Source organism: Psychrobacillus sp. FSL K6-4046, from assembly GCF_038624605.1.
Classification (GTDB): domain Bacteria; phylum Bacillota; class Bacilli; order Bacillales_A; family Planococcaceae; genus Psychrobacillus.
Genome location: NZ_CP152020.1, coordinates 1,379,721 through 1,401,223, shown reverse-complemented (window position 1 = coordinate 1,401,223; position 21,503 = coordinate 1,379,721). Strand labels below are relative to the sequence as shown.

At 37.8% G+C, this 21,503-nt stretch carries 20 protein-coding genes and 2 other annotated features; of the genes, 1 reads left to right on the top strand and 19 read right to left on the bottom strand.

Going from position 1 to position 21,503, the window contains the following annotated elements; genetic code table 11:
* Nucleotides 1–67: 67 nt before the first annotated feature.
* Complete coding sequence (locus tag MKY09_RS06850) at nt 68–1,990, bottom strand: DUF2207 domain-containing protein (RefSeq protein ID WP_342567936.1); 1,923 nt, start codon at nt 1,988–1,990, stop codon at nt 68–70.
* A gap of 496 nt (nt 1,991–2,486) precedes the next feature.
* Complete coding sequence (gene dut / locus MKY09_RS06845) at nt 2,487–2,921, bottom strand: dUTP diphosphatase (RefSeq protein ID WP_169360294.1); 435 nt, start codon at nt 2,919–2,921, stop codon at nt 2,487–2,489.
* Nucleotides 2,922–3,067: 146 nt separating this feature from the next.
* Between dut and MKY09_RS06840 the strand changes: the two genes are divergently transcribed.
* Nucleotides 3,068–3,454: a sigma-w pathway protein ysdB gene (locus MKY09_RS06840; RefSeq protein WP_251553376.1), complete on the top strand. Its 387-nt coding sequence runs from the start codon at nt 3,068–3,070 to the stop codon at nt 3,452–3,454.
* A 230-nt stretch (nt 3,455–3,684) separates the two neighbouring features.
* Here MKY09_RS06840 and MKY09_RS06835 read toward each other — a convergent pair whose 3' ends face one another.
* The 17 genes from MKY09_RS06835 to hflK form a co-directional block, all read right to left on the bottom strand.
* Complete coding sequence (locus MKY09_RS06835) at nt 3,685–4,227, bottom strand: AAA family ATPase (protein WP_342567935.1); 543 nt, start codon at nt 4,225–4,227, stop codon at nt 3,685–3,687.
* Nucleotides 4,224–4,994 (bottom strand): hypothetical protein, encoded by a 771-nt coding sequence (locus MKY09_RS06830; RefSeq protein WP_342567934.1) that lies wholly within the window; start codon nt 4,992–4,994, stop codon nt 4,224–4,226. The genes MKY09_RS06835 and MKY09_RS06830 overlap by 4 nt, the downstream gene beginning before the upstream one ends.
* Before the next feature lie 581 nt (nt 4,995–5,575).
* Nucleotides 5,576–5,860, bottom strand: a complete 285-nt coding sequence (locus MKY09_RS06825; protein ID WP_342567933.1) for a DUF1294 domain-containing protein — start codon at nt 5,858–5,860, stop codon at nt 5,576–5,578.
* A gap of 358 nt (nt 5,861–6,218) precedes the next feature.
* On the bottom strand, nt 6,219–6,578 hold the full coding sequence (gene rplT, locus MKY09_RS06820; RefSeq protein WP_169360298.1) for a 50S ribosomal protein L20: 360 nt from the start codon (nt 6,576–6,578) through the stop codon (nt 6,219–6,221).
* Nucleotides 6,579–6,625: 47 nt separating this feature from the next.
* Nucleotides 6,626–6,826, bottom strand: coding sequence for a 50S ribosomal protein L35 (gene rpmI, locus MKY09_RS06815; protein WP_053588661.1), 201 nt, complete (start codon nt 6,824–6,826; stop codon nt 6,626–6,628).
* Between the two features lie 30 nt (nt 6,827–6,856).
* Nucleotides 6,857–7,378, bottom strand: a complete 522-nt coding sequence (gene infC, locus MKY09_RS06810) for a translation initiation factor IF-3 (protein WP_251553479.1) — start codon at nt 7,376–7,378, stop codon at nt 6,857–6,859.
* 81 nt (nt 7,379–7,459) lie between these two features.
* Nucleotides 7,460–7,606 (bottom strand) — a sequence feature (ribosomal protein L20 leader region).
* 71 nt (nt 7,607–7,677) lie between these two features.
* A complete protein-coding gene (thrS, locus tag MKY09_RS06805; protein WP_342567932.1) occupies nt 7,678–9,606 on the bottom strand; it encodes a threonine--tRNA ligase in 1,929 nt (642 codons plus the stop codon).
* A gap of 119 nt (nt 9,607–9,725) precedes the next feature.
* Nucleotides 9,726–9,952 (bottom strand) — a binding site (T-box leader).
* A gap of 50 nt (nt 9,953–10,002) precedes the next feature.
* Nucleotides 10,003–10,944: a primosomal protein DnaI gene (gene dnaI / locus MKY09_RS06800; protein WP_342567931.1), complete on the bottom strand. Its 942-nt coding sequence runs from the start codon at nt 10,942–10,944 to the stop codon at nt 10,003–10,005.
* Between the two features lie 9 nt (nt 10,945–10,953).
* Nucleotides 10,954–12,309 carry a DnaD domain protein gene (locus tag MKY09_RS06795; protein ID WP_169360329.1) on the bottom strand — a complete coding sequence of 452 codons (1,356 nt, stop codon included), beginning with the start codon at nt 12,307–12,309 and terminating at the stop codon, nt 10,954–10,956.
* 30 nt (nt 12,310–12,339) lie between these two features.
* The gene (gene nrdR / locus MKY09_RS06790) at nt 12,340–12,804 is read right to left on the bottom strand and encodes a transcriptional regulator NrdR (protein WP_169360301.1); all 465 of its coding nucleotides are present in this window, start codon (nt 12,802–12,804) and stop codon (nt 12,340–12,342) included.
* A gap of 118 nt (nt 12,805–12,922) precedes the next feature.
* Nucleotides 12,923–13,306, bottom strand: coding sequence for an adenosylmethionine decarboxylase (speD, locus tag MKY09_RS06785; RefSeq protein ID WP_169360302.1), 384 nt, complete (start codon nt 13,304–13,306; stop codon nt 12,923–12,925).
* A 276-nt stretch (nt 13,307–13,582) separates the two neighbouring features.
* Nucleotides 13,583–14,587, bottom strand: a complete 1,005-nt coding sequence (locus MKY09_RS06780) for a glyceraldehyde-3-phosphate dehydrogenase (RefSeq protein ID WP_169360303.1) — start codon at nt 14,585–14,587, stop codon at nt 13,583–13,585.
* A 124-nt stretch (nt 14,588–14,711) separates the two neighbouring features.
* On the bottom strand, nt 14,712–15,299 hold the full coding sequence (gene coaE / locus MKY09_RS06775; RefSeq protein WP_342567930.1) for a dephospho-CoA kinase: 588 nt from the start codon (nt 15,297–15,299) through the stop codon (nt 14,712–14,714).
* 13 nt (nt 15,300–15,312) lie between these two features.
* Nucleotides 15,313–16,188, bottom strand: a complete 876-nt coding sequence (mutM, locus tag MKY09_RS06770) for a bifunctional DNA-formamidopyrimidine glycosylase/DNA-(apurinic or apyrimidinic site) lyase (protein WP_342567929.1) — start codon at nt 16,186–16,188, stop codon at nt 15,313–15,315.
* Nucleotides 16,189–16,200: 12 nt separating this feature from the next.
* Nucleotides 16,201–18,828 carry a DNA polymerase I gene (polA, locus tag MKY09_RS06765; RefSeq protein WP_342567928.1) on the bottom strand — a complete coding sequence of 876 codons (2,628 nt, stop codon included), beginning with the start codon at nt 18,826–18,828 and terminating at the stop codon, nt 16,201–16,203.
* 427 nt (nt 18,829–19,255) lie between these two features.
* Nucleotides 19,256–20,227: a protease modulator HflC gene (locus MKY09_RS06760; protein ID WP_169360307.1), complete on the bottom strand. Its 972-nt coding sequence runs from the start codon at nt 20,225–20,227 to the stop codon at nt 19,256–19,258.
* Complete coding sequence (gene hflK / locus MKY09_RS06755) at nt 20,227–21,216, bottom strand: FtsH protease activity modulator HflK (RefSeq protein ID WP_342567927.1); 990 nt, start codon at nt 21,214–21,216, stop codon at nt 20,227–20,229. Before hflK ends, MKY09_RS06760 begins: the two co-directional genes overlap by 1 nt.
* Nucleotides 21,217–21,503 lie beyond the last annotated feature (287 nt).

Below are 21,503 nucleotides of genomic sequence, written 5' to 3'. Positions count from 1 at the left end.
TATGATAAATTGAATGCTTATTCAAAATATATTTTTAAAATTCTAAAGATACACAAATACACCTGCATTAATCGGCACCGGCGCCGCCACCACTATCCCCGCTGCCACCTCCGTAGCTTCCTCCGCTATCTGAATATGTAGCGGAGCCTCCAGAAGAACCATCTCCAGAAAATAGATATCCTTTTGTCCATCTCCATGAATCCTCTACATATTTCATAGGGTCTGTGTCTGTTAACAGCAATCCAGCCAACGGGACAGCACGCGCTGTTTCTAGTGGATAAGACTGGCGACTTCGTTTAAACAAATAAGCTCGAATGATCCACTTATCTTCCTTGTGCAATACAGTATGATCTTGTTTGCTTAGTGCTTTTCTAAAAGCCCTTATAGAATCCTTAGCTCTGACTGCATTCATCGATAAAATATTTCTTGGTACAGTAAAATATAAAACAATAAATGCAAGTAACAAATCATTCGTTTGGTGAAGTAATGCTTCATCTACTAAATTTACGCTAGCAAAAAACATGAAACCCATATATAAGAATAATAATCGTTTTGATTTTTTCTTCCACCATAGCATTCCGATATATATAAGAGATACTGTTATGATGCATACAATTCCCCAGATGCTTCTTAAGTCTGCATAATATGCAATAGAAAATAGTATAGCCAATATAATGGTCGCTATACTTAAAATCATAAGTGGGATACGGTTATTTAAGGCACCAGCCTCGATCATCTCTGATTCAACTGCTAGCTCCCATTGCTTCTGCTTTTCTTTAAATATTTTTTTCCGCTGAGCAAAATAGCCATTTTGCCTTTTCTCATCTCTTGCTGCTCCAGCAACATCGTGTAAGTTAAACGTCCATTTGTTTGATCCATTTTTTACTCCAAATAGCCAATCTATCATTGTATTTTCGAAATTGGCATTCACTAGACTTCGATTCACCAGTTGAAACTCTAATGTCTCTCTAGGAGCCTTTGTATCATTTTGAAAACGAACTGCCGCTTTTCCTTTGCTTACCTTTACTGCTCCTTTTTCTACTAATGAAAATAACCCTGCCAAAAAGCTTTTTTTATGAGTATTGCCAATTTGATCAACAAAAAACATATATAAAGCATCCGTCTCTATCACATTTGTTTCAGAGTCAACCCTCCAAAAATGTCTCTGTGGTAATAAAACAATTAATAAGACAGCGACAATAAGCATTCCCATCATAACTTTTGGGATGAGACTCTTTACCATTTCATTGTAATCTAAACGACTCAGCATCTGATTAAATTGTTTTTGCTCTAAAGCAATGGCCCCACTTAAAGTTTGTGCGGACTTAATTTTCGGCATTGCTGTCATTACGGAAGAAGGAAAATAGAAACTAGTCTCCGTAGTAGAATACGCCTCCGATTTAGGAGTCACAAATCGTATACCATATTGGTTTTTTTCTCGATTTCCTGCATGTCGATCAAACATAAATCCATCGAAAGTATCAGGATTTAGTGGTTTCGGAAGTATAAAATCTATTGTCACATTCTCGTAAGCTTGATCATGTGCATCCCCGCTAAAGTACGTCACCTTTACCTCACTGTAATTGTCATATGTCTTAACAGCATTCTTTAAGGTATAAGCATAGAAGTAAGATACCTTCTCATTAGTTTTCTTGATGTTTGTTCGAAAATGGCCTTCCTCAAAGGAGACAGTTAATGGAATCATCGATTCTGCTCCCACAAAGCCTGGCTCCATGTCTAAGCTAGTAAGCTCATAGGAATAAAAATCTACTACCTTCCCATTGTATGTGTCAGGAAATTCTCTATAAAGGTTATGAAAGGAACCATCAAAAGTATAGGTAAATACCTCGTTAACTAATAAGTCACCGTTTGGTTGAATCCATGACTTTATATGTACTTTGTCAATGCTATAAGACTTTGCTTCCCCTATAGGGCTAAAGGAAAGGAAAGCTAACATGAATAACAAGAATGGAATAATAAACTTTTTCATATGACAACCTCCCCCTACTTCCAAGATAACTATCGTACGGAAAGTAAAACAAATAAGTTTCAGTTTTAATAAATAAGCTACTACATTTAAAGGCCATAAATAGGTAGGAACACTATAGATTTTCTTTTATTTCGCATATAGAGTTCTCCAAAATCAAAAAAATACCTCGAAGAATTCATATTCGGGGTATTTTTTATTGTTAAGGAAATTATAAAACTCGGAACCTGTGGATAAATTGATGTCTAGCTCCACCGCCTTGCCCCTCGGGGTCAAATGGATAAAAGCTCCGGTGGCTGAGGAGCTGCCTCCTCGCTTTTCTCCATTTGCCTGTCGGGGCAGACATAGGCGCTTGCGCTTTTCTTGATGTCTAGCTCCACCGCCTTGCCCCTCGGGGTCAAATGGATAAAAGCTCCGGTGGCTGAGGAACTGCCTCCTCGCTTTTCTCCATTTGCCTGTCGGGGCAGACATAGGCGCTTGCGCTTTTCTTGTTTAAGCTCTACTTCCCAGATGAACCAAAGCCCCCTCTTCCTCTATCAGATTCGGTTAAGCTTTCCGTTTGCTCTATTTTCACTTGTAAAACTGGAGCTATAATCATTTGAGCGATCCTCATATGTTTTTCTACTGTAAAGTCTTCTAAACCATGATTTATTAATATGACTCTAACTTCTCCCCTGTAGCCCTCATCTATCGTTCCAGGACTATTTAAAACGGTGATGGAATGCTTTAACGCCAAACCACTTCTTGGTCTAACCTGTGCTTCTGTTCCTTTGGGCAGTTCCATCTCAATTCCTGTTCTGATTAATGCTGATTTTCCAGCTTGTATTACCTTTTCTTCAATTGAATACAAATCCATTCCTGCATCGCCTTCATTTGCTCGGTTCGGTACCATTGCATCTTCATGAATTAATTTTACTTTTAATGTTTGTTCCATTTAAATCCTTCTTTCCTTTGTATAGATTTATATGTATTGTGAAAAAATATATTTATTTTCTTTCAAAAAAAATAAATTATTTTGAAACCAAACTACTTCTTCTATCGTATAGCAGGTATCATGTATTTTACAAGGAGGACATTTTAATGGTCCATATTATACGATTACTAATAATTATACTTATTATATATGTATTCTATAGAATATTACGCTATTTATTTGATCCGAGACGAAAGCTGGACGAAGCAAATGAAAAAGAACAATATTATTTCTATGACGATATAAAAAATGTACGCAAAAATTTCTTTATTACGTATAAAGGTGCCATGTTTGAGGGCGAAAAATATCTTGGTACTACTGATCAGGCTTTCGAGGTAGTATCTATTTTCATTTGGATTAAAGATCCTTCTAAACTACAGGGATTCACAAAAGAGGACTTTTATTTCCTGCAAAATGAAATACGAATGAATTACCCGAACGCTAAAATAAATTGGAAGAGTCCAATTGAACAGTTGATGAAGGAACAGGATTAAAAGCATTTCATTTTTGAAATAATGTCGGTAGATTAAGTAATCAGGACTAAACTACCTTGTAAAAAAATAACTCGACTTTGCTGGTTGCTATCAATCAACAAAGTTGAGTTATTTTAGAGTTAAATCAAAAATTAAATAATGTTGTAATCGCAAAATACACTACGATTCCCAGAATAAATATACCTGCCAATTTCTTAATAGATAATCCCCCTTTTCATCACGAACAACAGTTAAGCTAATCGGACAATTTCTGAAATGACGGTTTGAACGTCTTCGGTATTCTTAATCACGTATAAATAATCCGCTTCCTCTTCAGATGGATCAGTAACGTCTTCTCCATTTTGACGCATCAAGACTTCCTCAAAATTTAAGGCAGTCCTTAAAATAGAAGTACTTCTCTCACTATTCTTCACTCTTTCTAATAATACCTCTTCTGGTATATCAAAGTTCAAGACAATTGTCGTAAAGCCAAGACTCTTATAATACTCTAAAAATCTTACTCTACCACCAATACCTCTATTAGAGTTACATAAAATTAGATGGCAATCCGTTTCATTTACTGCATAATCAACAATCATTTGGGTTAGTCCATATTTTAAATTATTGCTTGCAGTCTTAGGTAATAAGCTTTTATAATGAGTATTCAGAAATTCCGCATGATTGTCCTGATCAATCACGACTGAGTTTGGTAGATGCACTTCTAATGCCTTGGCAAATGTAGTTTTTCCACTATGTGTTTTTCCAACGGTCATTATAACAATTCTTTTTTTCATATGATTGACTCTTTATCTAATGAGATCAATAAGTTCTCGACGTTAAAATATGTACTAAGAGGCTCTTTTCTCCCTGCCTCATGCCATTGATTGTATCGTTTAAAGACTTCCAAAGGATTATTATTCGCTTGTTCTTCCACTAGGTATTGGATGGTTAAAAAGCTCCTACAGTAATCAAACATGATGCTAGTTATATCATTAGAATAAGAGTCAGTTCCAAATTGATCTATACTTCTACTTCCAAACTGTTCGTTGAAATAAGCCACGACTGCACTTTCTACTTTAGTGATTGTTTCAAACGATTCAGGGGTCATTAAATTTTTTCGAGCAATATAGTCGCACATTCCTTCTTCAAACCATATACTTTCTCTTTCTTCATCAAATTCATCTGGGAATAAATCGATATGGTGAACCATCTCATGGCCAGCTATTGTCAAAATATCCTCTTCTTTAAAATTCCGGTAAAAATCCTTTATAAACTCATCTTCGACGTTCTCATATATATTCATAAAAAAAATTCGCCATTCCATAATATCTGGAGTCATATAGACTAAGTGCCGATTTGTATACGCTGGTATGGGAACATCTGAAAAGACACTGGTTGCTATGTCCCCCGGAGTCCAAATGAATCCTCTCGGAGAATCATTTAATTCATATTCTTTTTCTAATAAAGCTTTAAATTCATTCAGTTTAACTTTAAAGGATTCTATGACTTCTAGATATTTAACTGCTTCATATGGCGTTTCAAATGCATAAATATGCTTCATTTCATCCATCACTCCATTTTATTGTTAATTGAATCAATCATTAATATGATTTTTATAAGAATGTAGAATTGATTTCAGCTATGGCGACGTCTTCTCTATCTCACTACGCGCGTTGCCGCTTATTGCTGCAATCCATAGTTAAATTATATATTAATTTAATTAAAAATTCATATTTTTGTAAAAACCTATATCTCTAGTTATACTTTTCTACCAGCTCTGCGCTCTTTTTTCTGGTTTTTATTATTTTTTCCAATAAAAAAAGAGCCTAACAATCTAGGCTCGTCCCAAGGCTTCTATCATTTCTTACACTCAAAGGAATAATCACTTGTTAAGTTATTATGTATTACCAAAGCCGAAGCTCCCTCTGCTTCAGTGCAACCGCTAGTGAGTAAGTTAATTTCCTTTGTATGAAAATAACTAGATGTAACAATTATTAAAAGGAGTCCTGTTATAGTCACTCCTATTAGACCTATCATAGGTAGCAAATACTTATTGTATTTAGTCATCTTCTCAGTCCTCTCATTAGTTTTATACGATTTACTAAGTGAAAGGTTTCAGGATTATATTTTCTACCACTGAATCTAGAATACTATGGGACTATTATCCGTTAATAGCCAAACTATTAGAAAGACATACACGATCATTAGCATAAGAAAGCCTACACGAAAGCTAGTATGCAATGTTTTATGACGAAATAACTGCATTCCCAAATAAGCACCTATGCCTCCACCAAAGATTGCAAAAGTCCATAATGTTTTTTCCGATATTCTTTGTCCCCTTTTCTTTGCTTGGGACTTATCATAGCCCATCAATAGGAACGCTGACACCGACATTAAAAAAATTAAAATAAGAATCACATTAACCATAATAATCCTCCTTAGAAAAGCGTAGGCCCCTATCTCTGCCCCGACAGGCAAATGGGGAAAAGCGAGGAGGCAGCTCTCCAGCCACCGCAGCTTTTATCCATTTGACCCCGAGGGGCAAGGGGCTGGAGCTAGACAATATGAAAAGCATAAGCCCCTATCTCTGCCCCTGACAGGCAAATGGGGAAAAGCGAGGAGGCAGCTCTCCAGCCACCGCAGCTTTTATCCATTTGACCCCGAGGGGCAAGGGGCTGAAGCTAGACAACAAGAAAAGCGTAAGCCCTATGTCTGCCCCGACAGGCAAACTAAATTAGATTGTAAAAAAAGGCTGATAGAAAATCTATCAGCCTTTTCATCTAACTTATTTGTTGATTGCTTTTTTTGCTAAATCAGCAATTTGTGTAAATGCTGCTGCATCAGTTACAGCTAATTCAGCTAACATTTTACGGTTTACTTCGATTTCAGCTAATTTCAATCCGTGCATTAAACGGCTGTAAGAAAGTCCGTTCATACGAGCTGCCGCATTGATACGTGTGATCCATAGTTTACGGAATTCACGTTTCTTTTGACGACGGTCACGGTATGCATACATTAAAGATTTCATAACCTGTTGGTTTGCTACTTTATATAATGTATGTTTAGAACCGTAATAACCTTTAGCTAATTTTAATACCTTTTTACGACGCTTGCGCGTCACTGTTCCGCCTTTTACGCGTGGCATGTTCATTACCTCCTGCTATTCTTTCGAATAATTTGATTTCGTTTAAATTATTTCATGTAAGTAAGTAAAGTTTTGATACGTTTGTAATCGCCTGAAGAAGCTACTTTAGTTTTACGTAGTTTACGTTTAGCTTTAGTAGATTTGTTAGCGAATAAGTGGCTTCCAAAAGCACGGTCATGTTTTAATTTACCTGTACCCGTTTTTTTGAAACGCTTTGCAGCTCCACGGTGAGTTTTCATTTTCGGCATGTCGAATTCCTCCTAAACAATTGTACTCTATTACTGTTTTTCGTTCTTCGGTGCAAGCACCAAGAACATACTGCGTCCGTCCATTTTCGGTTTTGACTCGATAGTGGATACTTCCGCACAAGCTTCTGCAAATCTATCTAAAACTCGTTGTCCGATCTCTTTATGAGTAATGGCACGACCTTTAAAGCGAATAGATGCTTTCACTTTGTCTCCTTTTTCAAGGAACTTGATCGCGTTTTTCAATTTCGTTTGGAAATCATGCTCATCGATAGTCGGGCTCAAGCGAACCTCTTTCATTACGATAACTTTTTGATTTTTACGAACTTCACGATCTTTCTTTTGCTGCTCAAATTTGAATTTACCATAGTCCATGATACGAGCGACCGGTGGCTTGGCTTGAGGAGCCACAAGGACAAGATCCAAATTTACACGACCTGCTATTTCAAGTGCTTCGTTACGTGTTTTTAAACCTAATTGATCACCATTTTGATCAATAACGCGTAGTTCGCGTGCTCGAATGCCATCGTTCACATACATGTCTTTGCTAATAATGATCCACCTCCAGATAGTGTCGCGAATACATGGTTTGGGCATAAATTCCGTAGAAACGAATCAGTCACGCCGTTTTCGATCCAATAAAAAAGCGAGCAGACATCTGTTAATGTCTGCCCGCCGATATGAGAAATATGTAGCAACTACATATTACAGTCGATCGTGTGCTTACCAGTCAACAACCAATGTGTCGAGCAGGTGAGAAGCGGGCAGCCTCTTCTTATACCACAAACTTGTATTCAATAACCTAAATAACTATACCATCCACAAAACTATTTGTCAACAATATAATTATATAATTAATTATGTGCTACTTCTTCTTGCAGACGAGCTAAAAATTCGTCGAACGGAATACTTTCGGATTTTTGCTCTCCATATTTACGAACGTTTACATTACCTGATTCTAACTCTTTATCTCCTAGCACTAGCATATAAGGAATCTTTTGCATTTGTGCTTCGCGAATCTTGTAGCCAAGCTTTTCTTCACGGTCATCCATTTCTACACGGAACCCAGCTGCAACTAATTGCTCTTCAATTTGCTTAGCATACTCGAAATGTACTTCATTAGAAACTGGAATAATCTCAACTTGCACTGGTGCCAACCAAGTCGGGAAAGCTCCTTTGTATTCTTCTATTAGGAATGCAACAAAACGTTCCATAGTAGAAACTACTCCACGGTGAATAACGACAGGACGATGTGGTTTTCCATCTTCCCCTACATATGTTAGATCAAAGCGCTCTGGTAGTAAGAAGTCTAATTGAACTGTTGATAATGTTTCTTCCTTACCAATAGCAGTTTTTACTTGAACATCTAGTTTTGGACCGTAGAATGCAGCTTCGTCTTCTGCTTCAATATAATCTAATCCTAATTCATCCATAGCTTCTTTTAGCATGCTTTGAGCTTTTTCCCACATTACATCATCATCAAAGTACTTTTCTTTATTGTTAGGATCTCTGTAAGATAAACGGAATGAGTAATCTTTCAAGTCAAAGTCTTTATAGACAGAGATGATTAATTCAACAACCTTTTGGAATTCCAATTTAATTTGATCTGGACGTACAAATAAATGGGCATCGTTCAACGTCATCCCACGTACACGTTGAAGTCCTGATACTGCTCCAGACATTTCATAGCGGTGCATTGTTCCTAGCTCCGCGATTCGTAGAGGAAGGTTACGATAAGAATGCATACCGTTTTTGAATATCATCATATGGTGAGGACAGTTCATTGGACGTAATACTAGTGTTTCGTTATCCATCTCCATAGGAGGGAACATAGAGTCTTGGTAATGCTCCCAATGTCCTGATGTCTCATAAAGTTCTTTAGACCCTAAAACTGGTGTGTAAACGTGTTTGTAACCAAGCTTTAGCTCCTTGTCTACGATATAACGCTCAATTACGCGTCGGATAGTTGCACCATTTGGTAACCATAGAGGTAAACCTTGTCCAACCTTTAAAGAGTTAGTGAAAAGCTCTAGCTCCTTACCAATTTTACGATGGTCACGTTCTTTTGCCTCTTCCAACATTTTAAGATGCGCTTGAAGGTCCTCTTTTTTAAAGAAGGCAGTTCCGTAAATACGTTGAAGCATTTTATTGTCACTGTTACCTCTCCAATATGCTCCTGCAATGCTTAGCAGTTTAAACTCTTTTAGCTTTCCTGTAGAAGGAACATGAACACCACGGCAAAGGTCAAAGAAATCTCCTTGCTCGTAAATCGAAACTTGTTCTCCAGCTGGTATCGCTTCAAGCAGCTCTACTTTATACTCATCATCCTGAAACTTTTCAAAAGCTTCTTCACGAGAAACGTCATGACGAATAATTTCGATGTTTTCACTAATAATTTTTTTCATTTCTTTTTCTATTAAAGGTAAGTCATCAGCTGTTATTGGTTCTGGTGAGTCAATATCATAGTAGAAACCATTTTCAATGACTGGTCCAATTCCTAGCTTAACATCTTTAAATAGACGCTTTACAGCTTGTGCCAGTAAGTGAGCTGAACTATGACGCAGAATTTCTAACGCTTCATCTGACTCAGGAGTAATAATCGCAATCTCTCCATCCTCAGTAATCGGTGTTTTAAGATCGATCAGCTGACCGCTTAATTTACCTGCTAAAGCTTTTTTTCGAAGCCCTGGACTAATAGATTGTGCTATTTCTTCTGTAGTTGTTGATGAAGGAAACTCTTTTACTGCTCCATCTGGAAATTGTAACTTAATAACATCTGCCACTTTGAACACTCCTTAATAATTTTGGATTAAGTATCAGCCTAAAATCGCTCTTCCCTTGAGCAGATTAGCTGGTTTAGGTAAGACGATTATTTTAGACAAAATAAAAAACCCCGTCCCGGTAAAGGGACGAGGTTTAAATCGTGGTTCCACCCTTCTTCTATCTATACGAATATAGACGAAGCTTTGCATCGGTTAACGGACCGGTGACCGGCAAGCTGCTACTACAATTTCACAGCTGCTGCTCGGAGGTGGTAAATCGATTGCCGGTGCTTAAGAAGCTTTCAGCCAAGGCTTCTCTCTCTAAAAAGTCGTACAAACTGATTATTATCCTCTTCAACGCATCTACTTGTTCTTATGAAAATGATTATACGCCACGACTTTAGCATTTGCAAGTAGTTATTTATGCTCTCTCCAGTTCTTCCCTTGAAGAGCAACTGGGATAGTCAGCGCTTTGATCCGTTCCATAATACGTCCTGCTTTTACTACCTCTTTTTCTCCTCGTTGCGTATAAGAAAGATGATGCTGTAATTCATCATAGTTAAAGTTAGAAGACATAAAGGTTGGAAGCTGTTCTGACATCCTGTAGTGGAGAATAGTTCCTATAATTTCATCACGCGTCCAGCTAGACATTGTTTCTGCACCAATATCGTCTAGCATAAGCACAGGTGCTTTTTTTACAAACTCTACTTTTTCAGGAAGAGATTGATCTTGTATAGCCTGTTTCATTTCGCGAAGAAATTCAGGGACGTATACAACTACTGAATGAATATGTCTAGCTGCTAGTTCGTTTGCTAGTGCGCCCAATAAGTAGGACTTACCGACTCCAAACTTTCCGTAAATATAAAGTCCTTTTGCAGGTAATTTATTTGTTCTTTCCCATTCATTTAAGAAGTCCTTAGCAGCTCGAACTGCTACAACACGACTATCATCTTGTAAGTCTAAGCTTGAGAGACTAGCCTCCATCACCTCTTTAGGCATATGAATACTGTCTATCATAGAGGTCACTTTTTTACGCTCATCCTCTATACCCCCTCGTTTACACCTTACATACTCAACATCTATTAGGCTTCGGTCTAACACTAGCTTCGGCTCATAGCCCTTCATAAAATTCGCACATTCGTCTAAGGAAGGACAGCCCTTGCAATCATGAGACTGTGATTTATATTCATATAACTTACTCAAGCTCCGATTGATTACCTGTTTAGATATTTCATCTGAGTTTTCCTCTATAAATGCTTGTATATTTGGTTCCTCTAATACTTCCTGCTGCAGCTCATCCAATCGAGAAGTAAATTCAGGAGTGACTACTCTTTTGAGCGTTTCATTAATCCGTTCCATTTCCTTCACCTACCTTTTCATCATTCCTAGTTCTTCTAATAGCTTTTGTCTTTCAGCATCTATATCTTGTATGCCATTCGTTTCTTTTCCTGTACGCTTTAACTCGTCATCTTTTTTATAAAACCAATCTGGCACCTTTTCTTCTCTAGTCGGTTTTTTCGAATATGTCTTTTGCTTAGATCCTTCGCTTTTCCATTTCATGTACTGCTCGTGCTCGTTTCTTGCTAATTCCATAGCTTCCTTAGCTGTCTTAACGTCCTTACGCATCCAGTGAGAAGCAATCTTTTCAGCATAATTCTTCGTCAGCTTCATGTCTGTACGAAGAAGCACATACTGTAACAGAACATTAACTACCCCGATTGGCATTTTATAATGCGTGACAAAATAATTGGCTAACTGAACGTCTGCAAGTATAGGTTCTTTCCCATTAGCAATATCCTTCAAGACCTTTGCAGGAGCAGTCGTTTCCAAATATTGAATCAGCTCTTCTTCTTTGGTTAGTTTCTTTTCGTCTGTTTGTACTACTTTCGAAGCTGGTTCTATTTTTTGAATAACTGGGGCAGTGCGAGAGACCGTTAGCTTATAATACTCTGCACAAGCTTTTTTCAATCTAGCATCCGAAAGACGAAGTTCATCATCCAAAGCTAGAATAACGACCTTTTGCATTTCTACTGGCGATAGATTATACAAAAATGCAAGCTTTGCAATTACTTCCTTAGCTTCTGTTGTCATGGCAGACTTCGGAACCAGTTGCTCAGATAGGCCATCTTGCAGCAAGGAGAAATCGAAATCCTCGTAATAGAAAGGTACAGAACTATTTCGTGTCTTTGACTGGAAATTTTCTTCCGTTGATGCAGGTAAACCTGTTTTAGTAGTTGGTTTAAAAACATCCACAAAGGTTCTTGAGACGTCTGTATACTCATGTTGCCAGTTAGACGTTTGAATGTAACGGCTTCTAAGCTGTTTATATGCACTTTCCCCAATTTTGTTTAGTAGGAACATGGATAACAAAGGATCCTTTAGAAAAGATTCCGCATCTAGAGGAGCTTCAAGTTCATAGCAGAAGCTGCGTCCATCTCCATTGGGCTTTTGCCAAGTGCGCAGCAGACCAATTGCTTCTAGTGCTATTCTCGCTTGAAAAACTTTCCCCAATGATAAGCCAAGAACATTTAATAAATGATAATGTGTCCATTGGTTTTCACTTTGCATTTCTCCATCAGCCCATAACGTCAAATAAAGGCTCATGCTTTCTGCTCCGACTAGTGGCTGATAAAATAACGTTAGCAGCTGACGATCATAATCAGAAAAAGAATACGGCAAGCGAATCATATATGTATCTGTCGAGTGTAGCTCCTTATATAACATCACTTGTTTACCTACTCCTTAAATAATTGCTTATAATGAAGGATTCTTTTTTAAGATTTCCTTTAACTCATCAATGAAAACATTTATGTCTTTAAACTGGCGATATACGGAAGCAAATCTTACATAGGCAACCTCATCAATCTCAGCAAGCTTGTCCATGACCTTTTCGCCAACTTCCTCTGATTTAACTTCAGAGTTACCTGTTCTTCTTAGTTCCTTTTCAATATAAAACACAACTTCCTCTAATTGGTCAAGTGCAACAGGTCTCTTCTCACATGCACGTATTAGCCCTCGCAATATTTTCTCTCGGCTGAATTCTTCACGAGATCCATCTTTCTTTACGACAATTAAAGGAGTTTCCTCTACCTTTTCAAAGGTCGTGAAGCGAAACCCACAATCCTCACACTCTCTCCTTCTTCTAATTGCCTTATTATCATCTATCGGTCTGGAATCGACCACTTTAGTGCCATTAAATTGGCATGCTGGGCATTTCATAGAACCTCTCCTAAACGTTTGCTTTAATTTTGTATACCTATTATAACAACTTTTCCTCATAAAATCGAAAAAGCAGAGGAATAAATTCCTCTGCTCACTCAGTTTTGTTCATGTTTCATTACACTTGAACTGTCATGCGTTCTTTAGGTGCCTTGACTGGACCCATTCCACGTGGCATTTCGAGCGTTTCGCGTGTTCCAGCATTAAGAGCATCTGCAATATAGTTAGCCGCGATTGATGGATCTAAATCACCACAAGTATACACATCAATGCTTGCATAACCGTGCTCTGGAAAGCTGTGAATCGTTAGATGCGACTCGGAAATTATAACGACTCCACTTACACCTTGTGGTGCAAATTTGTGAAATGCAACTTCTCTAACTTCTGCACCTGATTTTAGTGCAGCATCAACAAATGTTTGTTCGATAAATTGCATATCGTTAAGTTTGTCGAAATCGCACTCCCATAGTTCTGCAATAATGTGACGTCCCATTGTCTCCAATGTCCGTTTCCCCCTTTGATAAGTTTTATTTTTAACATCAAAGTTGACTACCACGGGGGAAAGTTAGTCCTAAGAGGTCCTAACCCTTTAAGTAGTCTATGTACTAGAAGTACACGATTTCCATTATAAAACATTTTAACTAATAGTGCAATATAAAAAAACCTCTTTCTAGTAATACTAGAAAGAGGTAGGTATTATGTTAATATTAGGAAAAAATATTCATTAGTAAAGCATAATGTCAGACTCAATTAAATTAAATAATAAGTTATTCCGATATTACAATCCACTTGCAACTTTTTTAGCTAAGTCTACCACTCTTGCAGAATAACCCCATTCATTATCATACCAAGCAAGTACTTTAACTTTTGTTTTACCCATTACCATAGTAGTCAGTCCATCTACAGTACTAGAATTAGTAGTTGTATTGAAATCAATCGAAACCAATGGCTCATGCGTAATTCCCAAAATGCCCTTCATAGAGCCCTCGGCTGCTTTTTGGAACGCAGCATTTACTTCTTCCGCTGTCACTTCTTGTTGAACATCCACAACTAAATCTACTAAAGAAACATTAGGAGTAGGAACGCGTAAAGCCATTCCATGAATCTTTCCTTCTAGCTCTGGCAATACAAGTGAAAGGGCTTTCGCTGCACCGGTCGAAGTAGGAATAATAGATTGCCCGCATGAACGCGCACGTCTTAAATCTTTATGGGGATTATCTAAATTATTTTGGTCATTTGTATAGGCATGAACTGTAGTCATTAAACCGTTTTCAATACCAAAGGCATCGTTTAATACTTTTACTACTGGTGCCAAACAATTAGTTGTACAGCTTGCATTTGAGATGATTTGGTGATTTACTACGTCTAGCTTTTCATCGTTTACACCAATGACAATCGTTGCGTCTTCATTTTTGGCAGGCGCTGTAATAACAACCTTCTTAGCCCCAGCTTTTATGTGACCAGAAGCTTTTTCTCCATCATTAAATTTACCAGTAGATTCAATTACGATATCTACATTCAATTCTTTCCATGGAAGCTTTTCTGGCTCACGCTCGTTGACGATCTGTACATGTTTACCATTTACGATTAGAGCATTATCCCCAATCTCAATTTCTCCAGAGAAAGTTCCATGTGTAGAATCATATCTTATTAGGTGAGCTAAAGTTTCTAATGGGTATCTAGCATTAATAGCTACTACATTAAGTTCCTCTTGTACGATCGCTTGGCGAAATACCATTCTACCGATTCTTCCAAAACCATTGATTGCAATTGAAGCTGACATATAATAAGTCCTCCTATAACGTGTGATACTTTTTCTTTTATATTCATGCATTAGTATAACACAATTTTAGAATTATGTAGCCTTAAAATACCCTGTTTTTAAATTCGTTATTTTCAAATAATTATTACTTCCAAGCTCTAAGAATTTTTTCTAGCTGCTCCCTAGTTGACTCCAAAGTGCCGTTATTATAAATGACAGCATCTGCACCCTTTTCCTTAATAGAAAGTGGCAATTGTGATTGAATTCTTGCTTTTGCTTCCTCTTTGGAATAATTATTTCTAGCCATTAGCCTGTTCAGTTGAGTTTCTTCTGATACAGTAACGACAATAATTTTATCCACGTAAGATTGGAGCTTACTTTCAAAAAGCAATGGGATATCCATAATAATAACCGGGTGACCCGCTAGTAACATCTTCTCTTTTTGGCTCATCATTTCCGCACGAATGGCTGGATGCATGATATCATTCAGCTGCTTTCTTTGGGCGGGAGAAGAAAAAATTATTTCACCTAGCTTTGGGCGATTCAGTTCTCCATCCGGAGTAAGTATCTCTTCTCCAAAAACCTCCGTAATTGCCTGAAGAGCATCTGTTCCTTTTTCCACAACGATTCTTGCTACAAGATCTGCATCAATAATGGGATATCCCATTTCCTTTAACATATTTGACACCGTACTTTTGCCGCTAGCGATACTTCCAGTCAATCCAATGATCATGATGAATCCTCCGTTACTTTTGGCACGAACCACAATAGGTAGATGTTCGGCCAGCTATTGTTTTCTGCTTGGTAGCCTTCCCACAGATTGGGCAGCTTTTTTTGCTATACATTTGTAGTCTATGCTGCATCGTTCCTGCTCCGCCATTAATAGAACGATAATCTGAAATAGTACTTCCACCATTTTCAATGCTGTCTAATAGCACTGCTACAATTTCATGGAACAACTGAATTTTTCTAGCTTTACTAATTCTTTTTACTGTCCGTGCAGGATGTATTCTAAGATTAAATAATGCCTCTGTAGCATATATGTTGCCACAGCCTGAAACGACATGACCATCCATGATGAACTCCTTGATAGCTTTGTTTTCATAGCGCGGCAAGAGACTCATCTGTAGAAAATGCTCTAATGCTCCATCGTCAAAAGGCTCGGGAGCCATCAAAAGTAAAGGTGGGTAGTCTGCTTCGGTTTCTAGCAGACGTAGCTCGCCAAAGCGACGTATGTCCGCATATACAAGCATTTCTCCTTCTTCAAAATGAAGAGTAACATGACTATGCTTTTTAAACTTTTCCTCTAAGATGTCATCCAAGGTCCTTACATAGAACCAAGCACCAGACATGCCCAAATGCGAAACGAGTAGAAATGGTTCTCCATTTTGGTTTTTCAAATGAAAATAAATATATTTCGAGCGCCGTTCAATTCGAGCGATCACCATACCAGGAAGAGCAGCCTGGAATGACTCCACGTCTGCTCCCTTGATAATAGCTTCCTTTCCAACTTGCTTTGATTTTATGATGGTTGGAGAAACATCCACTGATTGAATCAATTTACCTGTGACAACAGGCTGAAGTCCTCGAACAACACCTTCCACCTCTGGTAATTCTGGCATACATAAAACTCCTTACTTTGTATCGTACCAAGATGATCCAAACGCATACTCCACTTTAAGAGGAACGTTTAGCTCAATCGCAGATTCCATTACCTCAGGAACGATTTTCTCAAGCAGTGCAATCTCTTCTGGAGGAGCCTCGAATATTAGCTCATCATGCACTTGAAGAAGCATCTTGGTTTGCATGTTTTCTTTTTTAAGTCGTGCTGCCATATCAATCATCGCTTTTTTAATGATATCTGCTGCGCTTCCTTGTATAGGCGTATTCATAGCTGTGCGTTCAGCAAAGCTTCTCAGATTAAAATTAGAGCTAGTTATTTCCGGCAAATATCTTCTACGGTTCAAAATGGTCGTAACGAAACCTTTTTGCTTAGCTGTTTGAATACTGTCATCCATATATTCCTTTACTCCAGGGAAGCTTTTCAAATACTTCTCGATAAATATAGCAGCTTCTTTACGAGTAATATCTAAGCTTTGAGATAGACCGTAATCACTAATTCCATAAACAATACCAAAGTTAACTGCTTTTGCTGCACGGCGCATATTAGAATCAACTGCGTCAGCCTCGACATGAAATACATCCATAGCTGTTTTAGTATGGATGTCCATATTATTTTTAAAGGCTTCCACTAGGTTTGCATCCTCTGCCATATGGGCAAGCACTCGTAGCTCTATTTGAGAATAATCGGCTGCAAACATTACCCATTCAGGATTACTTGGAACAAACGCTTTACGAATTTTTCTACCTTCCTCAAGACGGATTGGAATGTTTTGTAAGTTAGGATTGATAGAACTTAAGCGTCCAGTTGTTGTAAGCGCCTGTTGGTATCTAGTATGAATTTTCCCGTCACTCTCATGGATTTCTTTTAAAAGTCCTTCGATATAGGTTGAATTTAACTTCCCTAATTGACGGTACATTAGAATTTGTTCAATAATTTCATGCTCACTAGCTAGTTTCTCTAACACATCAGCTGCAGTAGAATAGCCAGTCTTCGTTTTCTTAATAGGTGGCAGCCCTAGTTTTTCAAAAAGGATAACGCCAAGCTGTTTTGGTGAATTAATATTAAATGCTTCTCCCGCTAAAGCATGGATGTCACCTTCAATTTGCTTCAGCTTGATTTCTAAATCATGGCCCATCTCAACAAGTACTTGCTTATCCACCTTTACTCCATCTGATTCCATTGTTCCTAAAATAGATGCTAGTGGTAATTCCAACTCCTTGTATAACTTAAATTGTTCATTTTCTTTTAATTTCTTTTCAAGTATAGGTTTTAAATGCCATAAAGCCAGTGCTTTTCTAGTGGCATGCTCCGCAAGCTTCTCTTGCTCGGGAACAGACTTTTTGGCTCCTTTTCCGTAAATTTGCTCATTGCTTAATACGTTATAATAACCGTACTCTTTTCCTATCGTTGCAACATCATCTGCAGTCAAAGAAGCATTATCTATATAGGCTGCCAGTGTTAGGTCAAACTCCACCCCAGCAATGCTTACTCCATGTTTTCTGCTTACTGCTTGCGTTGCTTTTGAATCCACCACATATTTTATTTTGGACTCATCCTCTAGCCAAGCACAAAATTCTTTTGATTGGAAAGCTGTTTCGCCAGGAATAAAATAAGATTTTTCCCCATCTGACAATGCAATGCCCAATAAATCCGCTCTATGGTACTGTTCATCATATAATTCTAAGTGCAGGGACATTTCATCTACTAAGAAACTAGAGTTCACGTTCTCTACAATTTCAAAAGTCGTTTCCGTGGTAGAATGCTCCTCCGCCACATACTCCGTTTTTTCCAATAAAGTTTTAAAGGATAGCTCCTTCCATATGGAAATAACGTCATCCATGTTTGGACCACTATAAGTGATATCCTCAAGTGACACCTCGATAGGAGCGTTTATTTCAATAGTTGCAAGCTCCTTACTCATCTTCGCCTGTTCTTCATTGGCTATAAGCTTTTCCTTTAGCTTAGCACCACTAACTGAATCGAGTGCTTGGTATAGTTGCTCAACAGATCCATGCTCCTTTAAAAGTTTAATGGCTGTTTTTTCACCAACGCCTGGAACTCCCGGAATGTTATCAGAGGAATCCCCCATTAATCCCTTCATATCGATGATTTGAAGTGGTGTAAGGCCGTATTTTTCTTGAACGTGCTCTGGTGTATATTTCTCTATGTCTGTTATTCCTTTTCTCGTAATATACACTGTAGTCGAATCAGTAGCTAGCTGAGTTAAATCCTTGTCACCTGACACAATGACAACCTGCTGTCCCTTCTTTTCAGCCTGTCGACTTAGCGTCCCTATAATATCGTCTGCCTCGTACATTTCCAGCTCATATCGTTTTATGCCATAAGCATCTATAAGCTTGCGTAAATATGGAAATTGCTCTGAAAGCTCGGGTGGAGTCTTCTGTCTTCCTCCCTTATATTCTTCAAAAGTGGAATGGCGGAAGGTAGTTTTTCCTGCATCAAATGCCACGAGCATGTGTGTAGGATTCTCTTCATCCATAATTTTTTGAAGCATCATTGTAAAGCCGTAAACAGCGTTTGTATGTATTCCATGTTCGTTGGTTAATAAAGGAAGGGCAAAGAATGCACGATAAGCTAAACTATTCCCATCTAATAATAGAATTTTTTCAGATGACATGAATCATTCACTCCTTAGTTATATTGTTTTCCATTAGCTTGTACAAAGAAAAGCGCAACCGCCTATCCCTGCCACGACAGGCAAATGGAGAAAAGCGAGGAGGCAGCTTCTCAGCCACCGCAAACGCTTTAGTTTGCGACGAGCTTGCGCAGGAGCAGTATTTTCCCATTTGACCCCGAGGGGCAAGGCGGTGAAGCTAGACATCAAGAAATGCGCAAGCGCCTGTCCTGCCCCGACAGGCAAATGGGTAAATGCGAGGAGGCATTTTTTCAGCCCCCACAGCTTTTAACCATTTGACCCGAGGGGCAAGGCGGTGAAGCTAGACATCAATTTATCCACAGGTTCAGAACTTTAATTTCCTAAATAAAAATAAAATCGTCATTCCCTATATCTTACCACGACAGTAAGGGGAATGACGATTCATATACTATTCTAAGTATCCAGATAGGATGTTGGCATAAGGTGAATCAGACGGAATAACAATCATCGTATCTTCACCGATTGTCTTCTTATAGGATTCTAATGTTCTATATAAAGAATAAAATTCAGGGTCCTTTGAAAAGCTAGTATTATAAATTCTTGCAGCCTCCGCATCCCCTTCAGCTCTTAGAAGAGCAGCCTCTTTTTTAGCTTCAGCTATCATCTTCGTAACTGTACTATCCGTTTCAGCTTCAATTCTTCTCTTATCAGCATCTCCAGTAGATAAAAACTTTTGAGCAACACTTTCACGGTCGGAAATCATCTCGTTATATACAGACTGCTCATTTTCTTCTGGCAGGTCGGTTCTTTTAATACGGACATCTACTACTTCTATTCCATATTTATCTTTAGAGAGAAGTTCATTTACTTCTTTAGTAATCTGGTCATTTAAACTACCACGCGATGAATTTTCATCGTTAATGATTTCACTATAATTTAATTGACCTAGCTCTGATCGCACTACTGAATAAATAAATTCCTCCATACGAGAGCTTGCATTTACTATGTTACCTGCATTAGAAATCATGTCCTTTGGATTGACTACTCTCCAAACTGCATAATTATCGATAATTATACGTCGTTTATCCATTGTATTGATCTCTGCCTCAGATAAATTATGATTCATTTGGTATTTTGGAATGGTCGTTACACTTTGTATAAATGGTATTTTCATATGCAGGCCTGGAGAATCTTTAATACTTTTAATCTCACCGAACTGACGAATAACTCTATATTCCCCCTCCTTGACTACATATATATTAGCGAGGGCAATTACTGCAAGTACAAAGACTACAAAAATTGAAATGAACGATTTAGTATGCTTTTTATAATCAATGGGAGTCTTTTCTTTTTTAGGTTTGTTAGGCACAGTTTTAAACTTAGACTCTAAATTTGCAAAAGGGTTATTGTTATCTGACATTATTGTCCACTCCCTTCTTCAGGCTTTTTCTCAGTAGTAGTGCTAGGCGGTGGTGCACTTTGTTTAGAGGACTCTATTTGTTGAAGTGGTAAATACTTCATCGTCCCACCTTCATCATTCATTATATAAATTTTAGCATTAGGCAAAACAGCTTCCAATGTTTCCATTACTAATCGCTGTCTAGTGATTTCCTTATTATTTTGATATTCGGCATATAGCTTATCAAATAAGGCAACATCTCCTTTTGCCTGTTCAATACGTGCTGTTTGGTAGCCTATAGCCTCTGATTTAATAGCATCCACTTCACCTTCAGCCACACTAACCTTTTCATTTACATACTTTTCTGCCTGGTTTACTTTTGTATTTTTAGTTTCTTCCGCATCCGTTACAGCTGTAAATGCAGCCCTAACTTCTGCATTCGGAAGCTCTACGTCTTGTAGCTTTACCGTCAACACAGTAATACCAATTTCATATTTATTAATCAATGAAGCAAGCAACTCATTTGTATCTGCTTCAATTTGAGCCTTACCTGAAGTTAAAGCATCATCAATTTTCGAATTTCCGATTACTGAACGAATAGATGCTGAGGTTGCATCATGTAACATTTCCTTTGGATTTTCAGAATTAAACAAGTATGCTTTAGGATCTGTTATTTTATACTGAACAACCAAGTCTGTTAAAACGATATTGTCGTCTCCAGTAATCATTTTAGTATCCTTGTCATAGGAAGTGATTTCCCCATTCGCGTCTTGCTTATAACCAAACTGTAAACTGAAGGTTTCTTTTGATAGCTTTTCTACCTTCTGTATTGGCCAAGGAAACTTAAATTTCAACCCTGATTCTGTTATTGGATCGCTTGCATCTCCAAATGTAATCACTATTGCTTGTTCGGATTCATCTACTGTATACCAAGATGTAAATACTGCGGATAGAAGAACAATGCCAACAATAGATACAGCGATAATAGTCAACAATCTTTTTGTACTCATATTTTTCCCCCTTCTCTATGTATAGTTATTTTACGGACCTGACGAAGGAAAGTTTCAAAAATTTCAAAAATGCCTATTTCTTTTTGGCTCGGCTTAGATAAGGGGTGTTTATCGTAGCGTGGGAATCATTCGTGAAATGTTACATTTAAATGGGCGGAAGCGGGCTAGTAAAAAGAGGATATTTGCCTATTAATATTTAATAGTTAATGAACATATTAAAAAAGAATAGTCAATTAATAAAATAAGAGATTAAAACGAGTAGGGGACAAATTTTATTTGTAGGGTGA

Coding starts and splice junctions, on each gene's coding strand:
- MKY09_RS06825 (WP_342567933.1), bottom strand. CDS start 5,860: ATGGTTAATGTGATTCTTATTTTAATTTTTTTAATGTCGGTGTCAGCG.
- nrdR (WP_169360301.1), bottom strand. CDS start 12,804: ATGAAATGCCCAGCATGCCAATTTAATGGCACTAAAGTGGTCGATTCC.
- coaE (WP_342567930.1), bottom strand. CDS start 15,299: ATGATCATTGGATTGACTGGAAGTATCGCTAGCGGCAAAAGTACGGTG.
- rplT (WP_169360298.1), bottom strand. CDS start 6,578: ATGCCACGCGTAAAAGGCGGAACAGTGACGCGCAAGCGTCGTAAAAAG.
- rpmI (WP_053588661.1), bottom strand. CDS start 6,826: ATGCCGAAAATGAAAACTCACCGTGGAGCTGCAAAGCGTTTCAAAAAA.
- MKY09_RS06850 (WP_342567936.1), bottom strand. CDS start 1,990: ATGAAAAAGTTTATTATTCCATTCTTGTTATTCATGTTAGCTTTCCTT.
- MKY09_RS06795 (WP_169360329.1), bottom strand. CDS start 12,309: ATGTTATATAAGGAGCTACACTCGACAGATACATATATGATTCGCTTG.
- MKY09_RS06835 (WP_342567935.1), bottom strand. CDS start 4,227: ATGAAAAAAAGAATTGTTATAATGACCGTTGGAAAAACACATAGTGGA.
- hflK (WP_342567927.1), bottom strand. CDS start 21,216: ATGAGTACAAAAAGATTGTTGACTATTATCGCTGTATCTATTGTTGGC.
- MKY09_RS06830 (WP_342567934.1), bottom strand. CDS start 4,994: ATGAAGCATATTTATGCATTTGAAACGCCATATGAAGCAGTTAAATAT.
- MKY09_RS06780 (WP_169360303.1), bottom strand. CDS start 14,587: ATGTCAGCTTCAATTGCAATCAATGGTTTTGGAAGAATCGGTAGAATG.
- MKY09_RS06840 (WP_251553376.1), top strand. CDS start 3,068: ATGGTCCATATTATACGATTACTAATAATTATACTTATTATATATGTA.
- dnaI (WP_342567931.1), bottom strand. CDS start 10,944: ATGGAACGGATTAATGAAACGCTCAAAAGAGTAGTCACTCCTGAATTT.
- dut (WP_169360294.1), bottom strand. CDS start 2,921: ATGGAACAAACATTAAAAGTAAAATTAATTCATGAAGATGCAATGGTA.
- mutM (WP_342567929.1), bottom strand. CDS start 16,188: ATGCCAGAATTACCAGAGGTGGAAGGTGTTGTTCGAGGACTTCAGCCT.
- polA (WP_342567928.1), bottom strand. CDS start 18,828: ATGTCATCTGAAAAAATTCTATTATTAGATGGGAATAGTTTAGCTTAT.
- MKY09_RS06760 (WP_169360307.1), bottom strand. CDS start 20,227: ATGTCAGATAACAATAACCCTTTTGCAAATTTAGAGTCTAAGTTTAAA.